Raw genomic sequence first — 15,520 nt, 5'->3', positions numbered from 1 at the left:
CCAGGGGCCGGACGGCATTGATCGTCTCTGGCCCGTTCGCATGAAGCTTGCTTGTCCCAGGGTGTCAGTAGCCCTTCCCGACCCCGTCCTTCTCCATCGTGAGCCCTGCCCGGGCTGGGGGATCTTGCGCATGGCGTGTGCACGACTCCCATGTCTCCGGCATCCGGACACCATGTGCGAAGGGGCGTACCTGTGCAGACTGGCCGACGAGATGTCCTGCGAACCGGAGGGGCCCTCGCGGCCGCCGGGGCCGCGATCGCGCTGGGCGGCGGAAACGGCCCGGCGTTCGCCTCCGCCCGCCGGACCTCCCCAGTCGGGGGAGCGGAGTCCGGTGCCTGGCGCGAGCTGGTCAGGAGCCTGAGCCCGGCTGCCCGGCTCTACCGACCGGGACAGCCGGAGTACGCGGCCCGGGCGACGGCCGACAACCAGCGCTACGCGTCCGTGCGTCCGGCCGGGGTCCTCGCCTGCGCGACGGAGAGCGACGTACGGACGGCGGTGCTGTGGTGCGCGAAACACGGAGTGCCGCTCGCTCCCCGCTCCGGCGGCCACAACTACGCCGGCTACTCCACCACCCCGGGCCTGGTGATCAGCCTGCGGGCGATGAACCAGGTCGTGCCGCGAGGGCATGAGCTGCGGCTCGGCGGGGGCGCCACCAACTCCGACGTGTACGCCGCCCGCGCCGCGAACCTGTACTTTCCCGGCGGCCGTTGCCCCGAGGTGGGCGTGGCGGGCCTGACCCTCGGCGGCGGCCTCGGCTTCAACGACCGCAAGTGGGGCCTGACCTGCGACCGGCTCACGGAGACCCGTCTCGTACTGGCCGACGGCACCCTCGTCCGCGCGTCCGAGGACGAGAACCCGGACCTCTTCTGGGCCTGCCGCGGCGGAGCGGGCGGCAACTTCGGCATCAACACCGCGTTCACCTTCTCCGCCGTACCCGTGGGCAGGCTGCGCGCCACCGTCTTCCACCTCATCTACCCCCTGCACGCGGCCGTCGACGTGCTGGAGGAACTGCGGGACATCCTCGACACCGACCGGGACAACGACTTCGACGTACGCATCGGTTTCAAGCACGCCGGCGACGGCACGGCCACCCTCGCGCTGCTCGGACAGCGACTCGGCGACGAGGACGGACTGCTCCGCCGTTTCGCACCGTTGCTGAGCCTGCGTCCCGACCAGGCGGTCATCGAGGAACGCGGCTTCTGGTCCGCGCAGGACTTCCTGATGGAGACCCCCGGCCCGAAAGAGGCCTACGCCTCCAAGTCCCTCGTCCCCGACCAGTGGCCCGGCCCTGACACCGTGGCCGCCATCGCCGACTGGACCCGCAACTGGCGTCCCGGACCGGGCCGCAGCACCGGTTACGTGACCCTGTTCGCCATGGGCGGCGACACCGCGACACGACGACCGGACGAAACGGCCTACCCCCACCGGGAAGCCGCCTTCGTCATCGACATCGGCACCCACTGGAAGCCTGCCGTCCCGCCCGCCCAGGTGCGCGGCCTGCTGGAACAGACCCGCGCCGCCCACCGCATGCTGCGCCGTCACCTCAACACCGACGCCGCGTACGTCAACTTCCCCGACCCGGACCTGCACGACTGGCAGCACGCCTACTACGGCGCCAACTACGCCCGCCTGGTGGACGTCAAGCGCAGCTGCGACCCCGCCGCCCTGTTCCGCTACCAGCAGGCCGTCGGCCGTCCACAGCCCTGAGCCCGAGCCCCCTTCGGCGCCTACGGCGTGAGGTAGGTGTGGAAGACGTTCGCGGGGTCGTACGTGGCTTTGAGGGTCTGTAGCCGCTCCCAGTCCTCCGGGGCGTACGACCTGCGAGCCCTGGAGGCGTCGGCGGTGAGGTCGGCCTCGGCGATGTAGTGGCCGGTTCCGTACGGCTCGACCGCACGCATGGTGTCCCGGAGCCAGCGGGTGTTGGCACTGTCCGCCGCCGGGTCGTCCCAGATCGCGAAGGGGGCGACATAGGTCTCGCCCAGGACCGAGAAGGCCATGCCGTCCGAGAGGGAGCGGTCCCGGGAAGCGGGCCACAGGGGAGCGAGGATGAGCGACTGCTCGGAGGGGGCCTGGACGAGCGAGGCGGCGAGGATCGGCAGCAGGGTCTCGTATCCGGTGTCCGACCACAGGGTGTCCACCGCGTTGCGGTGCGCTTGGGGCCAGAAGCCGGAGGACGTGCCGTACAGGTCCTCGAAGGTCCTCGGCTCGTCCGTCTGCCGGAACAGGGCGCGTTCGGCGAACGGGCAGGCCCGCAGCGGCTCCAGGCAGCGGACGGCCTCGTCACGCGTGCGAGCGAAGGCCGTGCCGGTGAAGCTGATCACCTTGGGCCTCGGCGAATCCGCCGTGATGTCGGGGGAGGCGGTCGAGAGCATGAAGGACGTCTCGACATTCGCGGGAAGGCGCTGGGCCGCTTCGGTGGCCCAGAGGGTCACGGGTTCGACCTCGGCCAGGGGAAAGGTGTACGTGGTCTCGGCGACCGCCGTCGGAAGGTCGTGCAGCGTCACGTGGAAGCGGGTGGCGACCGCGAAGAAGCCGGGTCCCGCGCCCCGCGCGGCCCAGAAGAGGTCGGGGTTCTCGCGCCGGCTGCAGGTGAGGGTGTCGCCGTCCGCCGTGACCACCTCGACCGCCTGCACGCCGGCGGCGGCCGGACCGAGAAGGCCGGAGTTCCAGCCGAGACCACCGCTGAGGAGGTAGCCGCTCAGGGCGACGGGCCCGCAGTGCCCGGCCGGGAAGGCCAGGCCGTGCGGGGCGAGGGCCGCGACGAACTCGCGGCCGGTGAGCGCGGGTTGCACGGCCGCGGTGCGGGCAGCCGGATCGATCTCGCAGGCGTTGAGCGCGGAGAGGTCGATGAGCATGCCGCCGTCGCGCAGCGGGGAACCGCACCAGCTGTGCCCATGGGAGCGAATGGCGACCCGGAGCCCCTCGGAGCGGGCCAGCCGGATGGCCGCCGGGATGTCGCGGTCCGAAGCGACCCGGACGATGAGGTCGGGAAAGCGCTCCGGCTTGAGGCCGTTCCACAGCATGGCCGACCAGGTGCTGTCGTAGTCGGCGTCGCCCCGCCGGACGACTTCCCCCTCGATCACGCCACTGACTCCGCCAACTCCGCTCATGATGCGCTCCTCAGCCGGTGGTTAGCCGGTAGTCGGTCGGTCGTCAGCCGGTGGTCAGCCCGAATATCAGGAACAGGCCGATGTCTCTTTCGAGGAGCTTCTCGCGGGCGCCCGAGGTGAGCCACTCGGCGAGGTGTTGGTGGGTGTCGAAGCGGAAGACAACGACCCAGTTGTCCTGGATCCCCTCGACCGGCTTGAACAACTCGGTCCCCATGAAACCCGGGTACTTCTCCAACGGTCGCACCGTCGCCGGTCGGGGCACGGATTACACTGACAGCCATACCGAGTAGTCTAATTCGAAGGGGAGTTATCGGACAAACGGTGCTGATTTCTTCGGTGATGCCGAGCGGAGGTCCGACATGAGGCACAAGGAGTTTCTGACCGAAGCGGTACGGTTGGCCACCGAATCCGTCGAAGAGGGCTGGGGCGGTCCGTTCGGTGCCGTGATCACCCGGGACGACGAAATCGTGGCCCGGGGTCAGAACCGCGTTCTGCTCACCGGCGACCCCACCGCGCACGCCGAAGTGGAGACCATTCGCAAGGCCGTGCAGCGCCTGAATCCCGAGGCTCCCTCGATATCGCCGGAACACCAGAACGAGAGCACGCTCGAATACGTGCCGCGCCCCGAAGGATCCCCCGACCCGGTACCGGAGCGCGCCCGGATGCTCAAGGGCTGTTCGATCTATATCAGCGGCGCCCCCTGCCCGATGTGCATGAGCGCCATCTACTGGTCGCGGATCGACAACGTCTACTACAGCTGCGATCTGAAGGCCACACGCGAGATCGGCTTCGACGACGCCTTCCAGTACGAGGACTTCCAGAAGCCTCTCGACCAGCGCCGGATCCACGTGGAGCAGATCCACCCCGAACTCGGCGCCCAGGCCTACGAAACCTGGTCGCACAAGCCCGACCGGCACCTCTACTGAAGTTGTCGCTGAAGTTGTCGGGGCGGGCGCGATGCCAGTGCGGGATCAGCCGTCGCTCGGGCGAGCCCCGGCAGTGGCCTCCACCCGGTAGGTCCGCGGTGCCACGCCGACCGCACGCTTGAAGGCATTGCTGAAGGCGCTCTCGGAGGTGTAGCCGACCGAGCGGGCGAGCGCCGCGACCGGGGCGGTGTCCTGCCTCAGGGCCCGGGCGGCCAGGCTCATGCGCCAGTTCAACAGGTACGTCAGGGGCGGCACCCCGGCCGCCTCCTTGAAACGTACGGCGAACGTGGTGCGGGACATCGCCGCCGCCCGGGCGAGTTCCTCCAGTTGCCAGGGGTGGGCCGGGTCGCCGTGCATCAGGCGCAGCGCCGGGGCGAGCCGTTCGTCGGCGAGGGCGCGCAGCCAGCCGGGCGGCAGCCCCTTCGAGTCGGTCAGACAGATCCGCAGCACCTGCACGAACATCAGCTGCGCGAGCTGGGCCGAGACGAACTCGACGCCGGCCCGGCCCGTCCTCATCTCCGCCACCAACTGCCCGATGAGCCACCGCAGTACGCCGGCCTCGGGCGAGTCGGCCCGAACGTGGACCAGCTCCGGCAGTGCCCGCCGCAGCAGGTCGCCCCGGTCCCGGCTCAGGTCGATGTGCCCGGACACACACGAGACGTCCACCGCCTCGCCCTGGCCGAGCCTGGCCATCCGTGTCGCCGGGTCCATCACCACGTCGTCGGGGTCGGTCGGCTCGACTCCCGGCCGATTGCACAGCACGTACGGCTGGTCACCGTCGGAGACCACCACGTCTCCCTCGGTGAGCCGCATGGGTTCACCGCCCCCCTCGCGGACCAGCAGGCAGCTGCCGCGCAGCACGGCCTTCACCTTCAGCCGGTGGCGTCCGCGCAGCTCGATGGCCCAGTCCCCGCCGGCCGTGAAGCCCCCGGAGAACACACTGCGGGCGTCGGCGACGGCCAGGGCGTCGGACAGTGGGTCGACGGTCATGCTCGAACTATCACGCAAGTAATGCGGATTCTCAAGCATTCATCGTACGGATCCGCCGACCTACGGTGGTCTGGACAGCTCGACCTGAGGCTTGAGGAGAGACCAGACATGACCACCACACAGCACCCCCTGGGTTCCGGCTTCGGAGCCACGTCCACCGCCGAGGAGGTGATCAAGGGGATCGACCTGACCGGGAAGGTCGCGATCGTCACCGGCGGCTACTCCGGCATCGGGCTGGAGACGGCCCGCGTCCTGCGCGCAGCCGGCGCCGAGGTCGTCGTACCGGCACGGGACGTGGAGCGGGCCCGGACGGCCCTCAAGGACGTGCCCGGAGCGGAGGTCGGGTACCTGGACCTGCTGGACCCGGCGTCCATCGACGCCTTCGCGGAGAAGTTCCTTGCCTCCGGGCGTCCGCTGCACCTCCTGGTCAACAGTGCCGGGATCATGGCGACCCCGCCGGCGCGGGACGCGCGCGGATACGAGGGGCAGTTCGCCACCAACCACCTGGGGCACTTCCAGTTGACCACCCGGCTGTGGCCCTCGCTGGTCGCGGCAGAGGGGGCACGGGTCGTGGTGCTGTCGTCGCGGGGCATCCGCTTCGCCGGCGTCGACTTCGACGACCTGAACTTCGAGCACCGGACCTACGAGCCCTTCGTGGCCTACGGCCAGTCGAAGACGGCCAACGCACTGTTCGCCGTGGAGGTGGACCGGCGCGGGCAGGCGCACGGGATCCGGGCGTTCGCCGTGCACCCGGGCCTGATCATCGACACCGGCCTGGTCAAGCACCTCGACCCGGCGGCGCTCCAGGCCGCGGGCGCGCTCGACAGCGAGGGCCGGCCCGTCCGTGACCCCGAGCGCCAGATGAAGACCGTGCAGCAGGGCGCGGCCACCAGCGTCTGGTGCGCGACCAGCCCGCAGCTCGACGGTCTCGGCGGGGTCTACTGCGAGAACGTCGACATCAGCCCGCTGGTGACCCCCGAGAACGAGGCCGCCTGGGCCGGCGGGGACAGCGTCCCGGGCGTACTGCCCCGCGCCGTGGACCCGGAGGCGGCCGCCCGCCTCTGGGAGATCAGCGAACGGCTGACGGCCTGACTCCCTGACGGTCTGACGACCGCGTCGATGCGGGCCGGCCCGTCGGCGTCGAGGTCCAGGTCGCGGGTGACCGCGACGCTGTCCTCGATCTGCCGCGGGCTGCCGGTACCGACCGGGGCAGGTCACCCGGCCCCATGGGGCAACACCGTGGTCGGGCTCGGGACTGTGGCGGCCAGCACCGAGCGGGCGCTGCGGCTGCGCTACAGCCGGCTGCTCGACGGCGCGGCGGGCTGAGTTCGACGTTGTCCGGGTGCCCGTTGGTTGAGTGCTGTGAGGCGTGTTCGGGACCAGGGGCCTGTCAGGCAGATCTCGCCTGACAGGCCCCTGGTCCCGAGAGGGGCCTCAGCGCTTGAGCGTGAACGTGAAGTCGCCGGAGACCTTGCCGCTCAGCCGGATCGCCGACACGAGGTTCCCCTCCGTGATCAGTCTCCCGACCTCGGCCCGCGAAAGACCGAAACCTTCAGCGATCAGCCGCACCGGCCGGACAGGGATCCGAGCCGCGAAGTGGACCGATACGTCGATCGCATCGCTCACCTCGCGGTCCAGGTGATCCGGTCCGCCGGTGTCGAGCCGCCAGGCGTTGTCCCAGTCGAGGGCGATGCGATTGCGGCGCCGCACGACCGGATCCTGAAGCAACTCGGCTGCCAGACCAGGGTCGTTGTCGTGCAGCCGGTCCAGCAGCTCAGGTCGTACGGAGCGCACGTTCATCCGCTCCAGGACCGTGAGCTTCGTGGTCGCCCCGCAGACGGCACAGAGCGCGAGGAGCCAGGCGTCGATGAGCTTGTGGTGTGCGTTGACGCGAAACTTGCCGTTCGCCCGGAAACGCTCGGACGCGCACGCATGGCAGCGGCGGAGAAGTAGCGGTAGGCAGGTGGGCATGACCACCCAGTTTTCGAGCACAGAAGTACACCGGTTCCAGTGAGAAGTCCGCAGCAAAAAGGAGCGCGGCGCAGCTGCGCGACGCGCGACGATTCAGCACTCGGGGGGTCTCACACGGTGTACAACGGCACGTCCTTGCCCAGACGACTTGGTCCGGCAGCACGGTAGTGGCGCACAGCGGCACTGCTCCACTGGTTTTGGAACGGCTCCCTGCTGGGTTCCGACCGGCGTCGTGCCGTTCGTGGACGGTCTTCCGCCTGCCGCAACGTGGCATCGATCTGGAAGGGATCAGCCTTTCACCACACAGAAGGGGTGGCCGACCGGGTCGGTCAGGACCCGCCATCTGTTCTCGTTCGGCTGGTGGGGAGGTTTGCCCGCGCCCAGTTCCAGCAGCCGGGCCTCGGTCTCGTCCAGGTCGTCGACGGTGAAGTCGAGGTGAAGCTGCTGGGGAACCGTCTGGTCGGGCCAGTGTGGAGGCTGGTGGTCGTCGACCCGTTGAAAGCCGATGGAGAGCCCGTTCTCGCAGGTGAGAGCAGCGAAGTCGGAGTCGGATTTCGGGTGGAGGCCGAGGCCGGTGGCCTGCTGATAGAACGCCGCCAGAGCCAGTGGATCAGGGCAGTCGAGTGTTATCGCGCTCAACTTCATCCGTAGAGCATCCCAGGGGACGTGGGCCCTTCAACAGCCGACTCAGTAGCCGACGCGGAACGTCGCGTCCTGCTGTTCGGTGGACGTGGAGACCGGGTCGATGCGCAGCACGTAGTTGGCGTGGCGGATGTAGCGGGTCGGGTTGTTGTACGAGCGGAAGGACGACCAGGAGCTGTCCGCGAGGCCCGCCGTGCGGTAGAAGGTCGCGTCGCCCGCGTACGTCGACGTGCCGTCGTTGACGTCGAGTTGGAGCTGGTAGTTGTAGTGCCGCAGATAGCGGGTGGGGTAGTTGACCGACTGGAAGGAGACCCCGGAACTGTCGGCCAGGCCCGGGACGAGCTTCCACTGCGAGTCGGTGTGCAGGTCGAAGGGGTACGTGTCGATGCGGGCGGCATAGTTGGCGTGCCGGACGTAACGGTCCGGGAAGTTGTACGACTTGAGCCGGTTCCAGGTCGGCGCACCCCACTTGGTGAGCAGGTTGTTGTACTCGGCCGTGGTGATCGTCGCGATGCCGCAGTGCTTGGAGTTGACCGGCTGGGTGTAGGTCTTCTGGTCGAGTGCGGTCCAGGCCCCCGAGGCCAGGTTGGTGGACTGCCAGGCGTAGAAGACACCGTTCGGGGTGTATGTGTCACCCCACAGGTACCAGGTGTTCGACGTCAGTGACTTGAACACCGTCGGGGCCTCGGTGCCGCCGTGTGCGACACCCGCGCCGAACTCGGTGAAACTGCCGGGGTCGAGAGAAGTGGACCTCGCCGCCACCAGCGTCTGGTTCTTCTTGAAGAAGAGGTAGTTGACTCCGTTGACGCCGACGGCCATGTTGCCGTCGATGACGTCGTAGCCGGGGTCGAAGAAGACCTGCGGGGCCGAGGCGGTGACGAAGTCGCTGGTGTAGTTCACCATGATCACGTTGTGGCCGCTGGAGTTCACCGAGGAGTAGATGACCGCGTACTGACCCCGCCCGGCGTCCCAGAACGCCTCGGGGGCCCAGCTGTGGGTGGTCATGTCGTGCAGCTTGAGGCGGCGGTAACCGGTGAAGGTGCGCAGGTCGACGGAGTCCCAGACATGGATGTACTGGCTGTTGTAGCTCCAGTCGGTGCCCTTGAGGTCGGTGGCGATGACCACGAAGGTGCCGTCCTGCTTGCGCATGAGGAACGGGTCGCGAAGACCGAGGGCGCCCGCGGTGGGGGTGACCACGGGGTTGTTCTGGTTCAGCGGCGTCCAGTTCAGCGAGTCGGGGCTGACGGCGAGGTGAAGGCCGTAGTCGGTGCCCGCGCCCAGGTTGGTCGACTCGGTGAAGTAGCACATCACGTACGCCGAGTCGGCCGCGTGGGCGGTGCCGGCGCCGAGGGTCAGTACGCCGGACATGGCCAGGGGGGTGGTGGCGGCCATGCCGAGGAAGAGGCGACGGGACGGCTGGGGTCTTGCGCTCATCTTGGTCTCCAGGCGGCATACGGGGGCGGGTGAGCGGCTGCGCGGTGCGGGGACCGGGGGCGTGAAGTACACAGCCGGGCAAGCGAATTGGTCGACATTTCGAACCAGGTTCGGAAAGTCGATCAGAAGGTAGAGCGCTGTTCAACGTGCGTCAATCACTCTGTCGAGGCTGTGGTGAATCTGTGCTGCCGAGTGTTGCGGGCTTCCGGTGGGGAGGGGTCGGCGCGTTCGACGGATCGGCCGAATCCCCACACCGGAGCGGTCAATTCCGGCCAGAATGTCCCCTTCGTGGATCTGGCCGAACTCGATGTCGCCTCATAGGTGCCCGCGGCATCTAATGAAGATCGGTACGACGCATCCTTCGTCCGCGAGGTCTTCGATGACAGACATGACGGATACGGCAGACGTGAAGCCGCTCTCGGCACCCGTCGCCTTCCCCCAGGACCGCACCTGTCCCTACCGGCCGCCCACGGGCTACGACCCCCTGCGCACCGCCCGACCGCTCGCCCGAGTGACCCTCTACGACGGCCGGACCACCTGGCTGGTCACCGGCCGTGACCTGGCCCGCAGCCTGCTCGCCGATTCCCGCCTGTCGTCCGACCGCATGCGCCCCGGGTATCCGGCCACCTCACCGCGCATCGTGGCGTTCCGTGACCGCCGGGCCGCCCTGCTGAACGTCGACGACCCCGAGCACCACGCCCAACGTCGCATGCTGGTCCCGAGCTTCACCCTCAAGCGCGCCGCCGCGTTGCGGCCCGCCATCCAGCGGATCGTCGACGAATGCCTCGACGCGATGCTCGCGCAGGGCCCGCCCTCCGAGTTGGTGAACGCCTTCGCGCTCCCGGTTCCCTCGACGGTGATCTGTGAACTGCTCGGTGTCCCGTACGCCGATCACGAGTTCTTCGAGGAGCAGTCCCGTCGGCTGCTGCGGGGCAAGGACCTGGACGAGGTGCGGGACGCGCGCGACCAGCTCGACTGCTACCTCGGGGCGCTGATCGACCGCAAGTCCGAGTCGTCCGCCGGTGACGGTGTCCTCGACGCCCTGGTCCACGAACAGCTGCGCGAGGGTGCGGTGGACCGCCAGGAGGCGATCGCGCTGGCCACGATCCTGCTCGTCGCAGGCCACGAGACGACGGCCAACATGATCTCGCTGGGCACGTACACCCTGCTCCAGCACCCCGAGCGGCTGGCGGAGTTGCGGGCCGGCCCGTCCCTGTGGCCCGCCGCCGTCGACGAGTTGATGCGGATGCTGTCCATCGCGGACGGACTGCTGCGGCAGGCCACGGAGGACATCGAGGTGGCCGGGACGACGATCCGTGCCGGTGAGGGCGTGGTCTTCGCGACGTCGGTCATCAACCGCGACGGGGAGGTCTACGCCGAACCCGACTCCCTCGACTGGCACCGCCCCACGCGCCATCACGTGGCGTTCGGCTTCGGCATCCACCAGTGCCTCGGCCAGAACCTCGCCCGTGCCGAAATGGAGATCGCCCTGTGTTCCCTGTTCGAGCGGTTGCCCGGGCTGCGGCTCGACGTGGCGCCGGACGCGGTCCGCTTCAAACCGGGCGACACGATCCAGGGGATGCTGGATCTGCCCGTGGCCTGGTAGGGGATCTCCTCATGCACATCGATATCGACACGGGCGTGTGCATCGGCGCCGGGCAGTGCGCGATGTCCGCCCCGGCCGTCTTCACCCAGGACGACGACGGCTTCAGCAGCCTCCTGCCCGGTCAGGAGGACAGCGGCGACCCGATGGTCCGGGAGGCGGCCCGAGCCTGCCCGGTCGGTGCCATCAAGGTCTCCGAAACCGCGCGACCGTGACCGCCGCGGTGGTCCCTTGGGCAGGGGCCACCACGGATACACCGACGGCGCGTGTTCTCGACGGTCGGGTCAGAAGCCGACATCGGCATCCCGGTAGGTCGGCGGTCGGCGGACGCGGGACGCCTGCTCGTAGGCGTGGGCGAGCCGGAGCAGAGTCGGCTCGCTCCACGCCGTACCCATGAAGGTCAGGCCGACCGGCAGGCCGAACGCGAAGCCGGCCGGGACGCTGATCGCGGGGTATCCGGCGAGTGCGGCGGGCGTCGACGAGCCGCCGCCGTAGCTGTCCCCGCGGATCAGGTCGATCTTGGCCGGCGGTCCGGTGGTCGGCATGACGAGCGCGTCCAGGTCGAATCGGCGCAGCACCGCGTCGATGCCCTCGGCGCGTGAGAGCCGGTGGTTGGTGGCCAGCGCCTCACGGTATTCGCGTTCGGTGAAGTCCAGCTCGTGCACCGCCTCCAGCCCGTCCTGCTGCACATAGCGGAGTTCGCGGTCGGCGTGCGCCCGGTTGAACGCGATCAGCTCCGCGAGGCTGCGCGGGTGGTCGCCGGGGGCGGCTGCCAGGTAGGCGTTCAGCCCACGCTTGATCTCGTACGCCTGGACGACCATCGAGCTGGGCAGGTCCTCGAGCTGCTCGGCCGTCGGGATGTCCGCCGGGTCGACCACTGTCGCCCCGGCCCTGCGCAGGGTGGCGATCGCCCGCTCCGCGATCTCGTCGGCGTGGTGGCTGTAGCCGAAGTACACCGCTCGCGGTACGCCGATGCGGGCCCCGCGCAGCCCGTCGGCGTCGAGGAAGCGGGTGTAGTCGCGATGGAAGTGGCCGCGGCTCGCCTCGGTCGCCGGATCGCGGTCGTCGATTCCGACGAGCGTGCCGAGCAGGATCGCGGCGTCGCGGACCGTGCGTGCGATCGGACCGACACTGTCCTGGCTCGGCACACCGGGGATCACGCCACCGCGCCCGACCAGTCCGACGGTCGGCTTCACCCCGACGACGCAGTTCGCCGAGGCCGGATCGATGATCGAGCCGTTGGTCTCCGTACCGATTCCGGCCACACACAGGTTGGCCGCGGCGGCGACCGCGGTGCCTGAACTGGACTCGTTCGGTGACCGGTCCAGTTTGTAGGGGTTGCTGGTCTGGCCGCCGCGGGCGCTCCAGCCGGCGTGGTGGGTGAGTGACATCCCGCCGGCCCACTCGCTGAGATTGGTCTTGCCGAGGATGACGGCACCGGCCGCGCGCAGCCGGGCGGCGACCGTGGCGTCCCTCGCCGGCCGCAGGCCCTGCAGGGCGAGTGATCCGGCCGTCGTGTGCATCCGGTCCGCGGTCTCCACCAGATCCTTGAGCAGGATGGGCATGCCGTGCAGGGGCCCACGGCGATCCCCCTGGGCGTCCAGGCGGCGGGCCTCTCGCAGTGCGTCGGGATTGACCTCGATCACCGCGTGCAGAAGTGGGTCGATGCGTTCGATGCGCTCCAGATAGTGGCGGGTGAGCTGTTCGGCGGTGAGCCGTCCGTCGTCCATCCGCCGACGGAGCTCGACGACGCCCAACTCGTCCAGTTCCGTTGCCGCCGGGTGTGCCCTGTCCGCGGCTCGTCCCGCTGTCGAGGCGTCGGCACGGGCGGAGGCTCCGCCGAGCCAGGGTGCGGCCGTGGCGGCGGTGCCGAGTGCGAGCACTGTGCGGCGGCGTGGGGCGTTGATCCGGTCCATTCACTGCACGTTAGAGGCGTCGCCGAGGTTTCTCGCTCCGACTGTCCCCCGGCTCTCCGGTGAGAGCAGCCCCCGGTCAACCCGGGGGTCAGCCGGAACGCCGTCACGCGACTGGGCGTCGCGCTGCCGGCGGCCACGGGACTCGTCCTGACCGGACCGAACGCCGCCCGAGCGAGCACCATCGTCGACATCCCGGCACCCACGCCGGGCGGCGTCTCCATGACGATGAAGTTCTACGGGGCTGTTGTGCCCCAGCTCTACACCCCGGACCCGGACGCCGCGTACAACGAGCCGAACACCTGCCAGCTGTACTTCCGGCAGTTCGACCCGTCCTCCGGCTGTGGCGGCTTCAAGCTCGGGACGGTGCTGCACAACGTCCGCGAGCAGCCCGGCTACAGGGCGGGACTGGCCGGCACGGGCCACTTCGACGCGTATGCCGACACCGACCGCACCTTCGGCTGCCTGCGTCCTGACGGCAGCTTCGACCACTCCACCGCCTTCGTCGTCCACCAGGACCAGCGCCGCCTGTCCCCGGTCTACGTCGAGGGCGGCGCCGCCAACCTCGTCCAGCGGCTCCGGGACTGTCCCGACGCCGCATACGGGCCCAACTGGTTCGTCAACTTCACGCCGATCGTGGACGTCGACTGCCCGGCCGGCATGACCCCGACCCAGTACGGCCTCAAGGTCAGCAACCTGCGGATCTCGATCGACGACCCCGAGATCTTCGGCACGACGACGTGGGCCCACCCAGGGCCGTTCTACGCATAGAACGTTGCAGAACCGGCGCGTACGAGGGCCTGTCCGGCCCCGAGAGGCTCCCCGGCCCTCGTACGCCATCCTCACCGGTCGGTCCGGGAAGACCCGAACTGTCCATCTCGCCAGTGGAGTTGACACCTGCGGCCGGGCAGCGGCGCGGGCATGATGCGGCAAACTCGTGCGCAATCTGTGGTTGATTGGGCAACAAGGCGTATGGCAAGGTCCTTTCACAACTGTCGGGCGTGCCGCTTCATACCGCAGGCCTGATTTCCCTCTTGCCCCCACTCGAGTGGAGTCCGCGTGCCCAAGAGCTCGCACCCTGGTGTGGACGGACAGCGTCCCCGTCCCAGCCATGCACGCCGCCGAGCGGAGCGGCACGAGTGGGCCGACCGGCATTCCTTCGACGCGCGGTCGCGGGAATCCCAGAGGCATGTCCGACGAGGCCGCGCAGCCGTTCAAGGGCTCGCGCCGACGGTGCGCGGACGGCGGTGCGACGGCCGCGTATCGCGTACGAACAACGTCTGATGCCCTGCTGAGCGAATGCGGAGCCGCCCGCTCGACGCGGCCGACGACGGAAACTCCCCGAGTGCCGGTCGCCGTCTTGTAGGAACGGCTCCGGCACGTACTTTCCGGCTTCAGGCCAAGAATCATCGACCCGGGTCCTTCATGCGATGGGCCGCCGGGTCGGCCCTCTCCTTTGTCATGCCACCGCTGACTGAAAGCACCCCACTCCGTGACCATCTCCGTTTACGAGGGCCAACCGGCCGGCCGGCACGCAGCCGTTCCCCAAGGCAGCCTGCTCCGTCGGGTATACGCACCCCGAGCTTTTGACGCGCTCGCCTTCTCCATGTGCACCTACGCCATGCCGCTCCTGGTGCTGGCCACGACCAGGTCCGCGTCTCTGACAGGTCTGGCCTTCGCGCTGGAATGGCTTCCGCGGGTGGCGGCCTTCGGCCTGGCGGGCGACCTGGTCGACCGGCGTGGGGCCGCGATCGTGTTCTTCCTCGCCTCCCTCGCACGGGCGCTGCTCGTGGCGGCGGGAGGCGTCGCCCTGTTCATGCTTCCGCGCGGGACGGCCGAAACGGTCACTGTGATGGCGCTGGCCGCCGGAACAGGGGCCCTGACACAGTTCAGCTTCATCGCCAACGAAGCCGTGGGCGCGATCGTCAGCCGGCGTACGGCGGGCCAGGCGCACAAGGTGCAGGCCGTGCTGATCGGGATCGACCAGACCGCCACCCTCACCGGGCCCGCGCTGGGAGGTGTGCTTCTGCTCGCCGGGCCGAGCCACATGCTCGCCGTCCTCGGGGTGTTCTCCGTCCTCGCGGCCTGTCTCGCCCTGCAAACCCCGCCGACGCCCCTGCGCGGCTCGGCGAAGAACGGGGTGCGACGGCAAGCAGGCCTCAAGACCGGCTGGCGCACGCTGAGTTCACTGCCCGTGCTGAGCTGGCTCGTGGCAGGTCTTGTCGTGTCCAACCTCGCCCTGGGACTGCTGCAGGCCGCCAGCCCGATCATCGTGATCGAGCGTTTCGGACTGACCTCGGCCGCCGTGGGCACCCTCTGGTCGGCGGCGGCGGCATCCACCCTGCTCGCCGTCGCGGCCTGCCGGTTCGCGCTCAACCGGCTGGGCCTGTGGGGAGTCGGCGTGGTCTGCTCCACCGTCGCGTCCGCGGCCTGTCTCGCCCTGGCCCAGGCGCCCACCTACATCTCGTACGTCCTGGTCATGGCGCTCTTCATGGCCGCGGACGGCGGCCTGACCGTCGTACTGCGCACCCTGCGCTCGCTCCTCATACCCCCGGCCGCCTTCGGAAGCACCCTCTCCCTGACCATCCTGCTCCTGCTGCTGCCCTTCCCGGTCGCGGGAGTCGTGGTTGCTCTGACACCGTTGTCGGCGCTCCAGCACGCCATCCTGGTGTGCGGCGTACTCCAGGCCGTCGCCCTCGGCCTGGCGTTCCTGCGCCTGCGGGGCGATCCGGTGCTGCGCGGCTCGGGCAACATGGCCCAGGCGACAGCCTGACCGCGAAGTCGCCAGGGCAGGAAAAGCGTTGGGCGGGACGGCGCCCGGGCTGCTAGCTTGCAGTCGATCGTGACATCGAGCGAGGAGGTGGGACCCATGAACGCCGTATCCATGTGGGTGCTCCCCCTCCCTTTCACGGTCGGGCGATTGGCATAGGT

Annotated in this window: 15 protein-coding genes; 8 read left to right on the top strand and 7 right to left on the bottom strand. The window is 69.3% G+C overall.

Translation table 11 applies throughout. The features are described 5' to 3' along the window. Positions 1 to 192 precede the first annotated feature (192 nt). Positions 193 to 1,707: an FAD-binding oxidoreductase gene (locus ACZ5VQ_RS02415; protein WP_469103281.1), complete on the top strand. Its 1,515-nt coding sequence runs from the start codon at positions 193 to 195 to the stop codon at positions 1,705 to 1,707. A gap of 20 nt (positions 1,708 to 1,727) precedes the next feature. Here the strand turns inward: ACZ5VQ_RS02415 and ACZ5VQ_RS02410 are convergent, their stop codons facing one another. Beyond that, a complete protein-coding gene (locus tag ACZ5VQ_RS02410) occupies positions 1,728 to 3,110 on the bottom strand; it encodes an FAD-binding oxidoreductase (RefSeq protein ID WP_469103280.1) in 1,383 nt (460 codons plus the stop codon). A 43-nt stretch (positions 3,111 to 3,153) separates the two neighbouring features. Further along, complete coding sequence (locus tag ACZ5VQ_RS02405) at positions 3,154 to 3,324, bottom strand: hypothetical protein (RefSeq protein WP_469103279.1); 171 nt, start codon at positions 3,322 to 3,324, stop codon at positions 3,154 to 3,156. Between the two features lie 145 nt (positions 3,325 to 3,469). On the opposite strand from ACZ5VQ_RS02405, the gene ACZ5VQ_RS02400 reads away from it, so the two are divergent. After that, positions 3,470 to 4,036, top strand: coding sequence for a nucleoside deaminase (locus ACZ5VQ_RS02400; RefSeq protein WP_469103278.1), 567 nt, complete (start codon positions 3,470 to 3,472; stop codon positions 4,034 to 4,036). A gap of 45 nt (positions 4,037 to 4,081) precedes the next feature. Here ACZ5VQ_RS02400 and ACZ5VQ_RS02395 read toward each other — a convergent pair whose 3' ends face one another. After that, positions 4,082 to 5,026, bottom strand: a complete 945-nt coding sequence (locus ACZ5VQ_RS02395) for an AraC family transcriptional regulator (protein ID WP_469103277.1) — start codon at positions 5,024 to 5,026, stop codon at positions 4,082 to 4,084. A gap of 108 nt (positions 5,027 to 5,134) precedes the next feature. Here ACZ5VQ_RS02395 and ACZ5VQ_RS02390 point away from each other — a divergent pair, with 108 nt between their 5' ends. Together ACZ5VQ_RS02390 and ACZ5VQ_RS02385 are read left to right on the top strand one after the other, a co-directional pair. Then, on the top strand, positions 5,135 to 6,118 hold the full coding sequence (locus ACZ5VQ_RS02390) for an oxidoreductase (RefSeq protein ID WP_469103276.1): 984 nt from the start codon (positions 5,135 to 5,137) through the stop codon (positions 6,116 to 6,118). Positions 6,119 to 6,184: 66 nt separating this feature from the next. Beyond that, complete coding sequence (locus ACZ5VQ_RS02385) at positions 6,185 to 6,352, top strand: hypothetical protein (RefSeq protein WP_469103275.1); 168 nt, start codon at positions 6,185 to 6,187, stop codon at positions 6,350 to 6,352. Positions 6,353 to 6,460: 108 nt separating this feature from the next. On the opposite strand, the gene ACZ5VQ_RS02380 is transcribed toward ACZ5VQ_RS02385, so the two are convergent. The 3 genes from ACZ5VQ_RS02380 to ACZ5VQ_RS02370 form a co-directional block, all read right to left on the bottom strand. Next, complete coding sequence (locus ACZ5VQ_RS02380; protein WP_469103274.1) at positions 6,461 to 7,018, bottom strand: DUF1062 domain-containing protein; 558 nt, start codon at positions 7,016 to 7,018, stop codon at positions 6,461 to 6,463. Positions 7,019 to 7,285: 267 nt separating this feature from the next. Further along, the gene (locus ACZ5VQ_RS02375; protein WP_469103273.1) at positions 7,286 to 7,642 is read right to left on the bottom strand and encodes a VOC family protein; all 357 of its coding nucleotides are present in this window, start codon (positions 7,640 to 7,642) and stop codon (positions 7,286 to 7,288) included. Between the two features lie 42 nt (positions 7,643 to 7,684). Next, positions 7,685 to 9,073: a glycoside hydrolase family 43 protein gene (locus ACZ5VQ_RS02370; RefSeq protein ID WP_469103272.1), complete on the bottom strand. Its 1,389-nt coding sequence runs from the start codon at positions 9,071 to 9,073 to the stop codon at positions 7,685 to 7,687. Between the two features lie 379 nt (positions 9,074 to 9,452). Between ACZ5VQ_RS02370 and ACZ5VQ_RS02365 the strand changes: the two genes are divergently transcribed. Next, positions 9,453 to 10,679 carry a cytochrome P450 gene (locus ACZ5VQ_RS02365; RefSeq protein WP_469103271.1) on the top strand — a complete coding sequence of 409 codons (1,227 nt, stop codon included), beginning with the start codon at positions 9,453 to 9,455 and terminating at the stop codon, positions 10,677 to 10,679. Positions 10,680 to 10,690: 11 nt separating this feature from the next. Next, positions 10,691 to 10,891, top strand: coding sequence for a ferredoxin (locus ACZ5VQ_RS02360; protein ID WP_469103270.1), 201 nt, complete (start codon positions 10,691 to 10,693; stop codon positions 10,889 to 10,891). 69 nt (positions 10,892 to 10,960) lie between these two features. Here the strand turns inward: ACZ5VQ_RS02360 and ACZ5VQ_RS02355 are convergent, their stop codons facing one another. After that, entirely contained in the window at positions 10,961 to 12,592 is a 1,632-nt protein-coding gene (locus ACZ5VQ_RS02355) for an amidase (RefSeq protein ID WP_469103269.1), read from the bottom strand. Between the two features lie 219 nt (positions 12,593 to 12,811). On the opposite strand from ACZ5VQ_RS02355, the gene ACZ5VQ_RS02350 reads away from it, so the two are divergent. Together ACZ5VQ_RS02350 and ACZ5VQ_RS02345 are read left to right on the top strand one after the other, a co-directional pair. Continuing rightward, the gene (locus ACZ5VQ_RS02350) at positions 12,812 to 13,360 is read left to right on the top strand and encodes a hypothetical protein (protein ID WP_469103268.1); all 549 of its coding nucleotides are present in this window, start codon (positions 12,812 to 12,814) and stop codon (positions 13,358 to 13,360) included. Positions 13,361 to 14,081: 721 nt separating this feature from the next. Continuing rightward, entirely contained in the window at positions 14,082 to 15,362 is a 1,281-nt protein-coding gene (locus tag ACZ5VQ_RS02345) for an MFS transporter (protein ID WP_469103267.1), read from the top strand. Positions 15,363 to 15,520: the final 158 nt, after the last annotated feature.

The organism is Streptomyces sp. NPDC033178, from assembly GCF_055577685.1.
The sequence above is the reverse complement of the archived record's forward strand: the minus strand, read 5'-3'. Positions and strand labels throughout refer to the sequence as shown.

What these genes read in the sequence shown, in the direction of transcription:
- ACZ5VQ_RS02365 (WP_469103271.1), top strand. Translation starts at nt 9,453, where the DNA reads ATGACAGACATGACGGATACGGCAGACGTGAAGCCGCTCTCGGCACCC.
- ACZ5VQ_RS02370 (WP_469103272.1), bottom strand. Translation starts at nt 9,073, where the DNA reads ATGAGCGCAAGACCCCAGCCGTCCCGTCGCCTCTTCCTCGGCATGGCC.
- ACZ5VQ_RS02355 (WP_469103269.1), bottom strand. Translation starts at nt 12,592, where the DNA reads ATGGACCGGATCAACGCCCCACGCCGCCGCACAGTGCTCGCACTCGGC.
- ACZ5VQ_RS02395 (WP_469103277.1), bottom strand. Translation starts at nt 5,026, where the DNA reads ATGACCGTCGACCCACTGTCCGACGCCCTGGCCGTCGCCGACGCCCGC.
- ACZ5VQ_RS02375 (WP_469103273.1), bottom strand. Translation starts at nt 7,642, where the DNA reads ATGAAGTTGAGCGCGATAACACTCGACTGCCCTGATCCACTGGCTCTG.
- ACZ5VQ_RS02405 (WP_469103279.1), bottom strand. Translation starts at nt 3,324, where the DNA reads ATGGGGACCGAGTTGTTCAAGCCGGTCGAGGGGATCCAGGACAACTGG.
- ACZ5VQ_RS02360 (WP_469103270.1), top strand. Translation starts at nt 10,691, where the DNA reads ATGCACATCGATATCGACACGGGCGTGTGCATCGGCGCCGGGCAGTGC.
- ACZ5VQ_RS02390 (WP_469103276.1), top strand. Translation starts at nt 5,135, where the DNA reads ATGACCACCACACAGCACCCCCTGGGTTCCGGCTTCGGAGCCACGTCC.
- ACZ5VQ_RS02400 (WP_469103278.1), top strand. Translation starts at nt 3,470, where the DNA reads ATGAGGCACAAGGAGTTTCTGACCGAAGCGGTACGGTTGGCCACCGAA.
- ACZ5VQ_RS02350 (WP_469103268.1), top strand. Translation starts at nt 12,812, where the DNA reads ATGACGATGAAGTTCTACGGGGCTGTTGTGCCCCAGCTCTACACCCCG.
- ACZ5VQ_RS02410 (WP_469103280.1), bottom strand. Translation starts at nt 3,110, where the DNA reads ATGAGCGGAGTTGGCGGAGTCAGTGGCGTGATCGAGGGGGAAGTCGTC.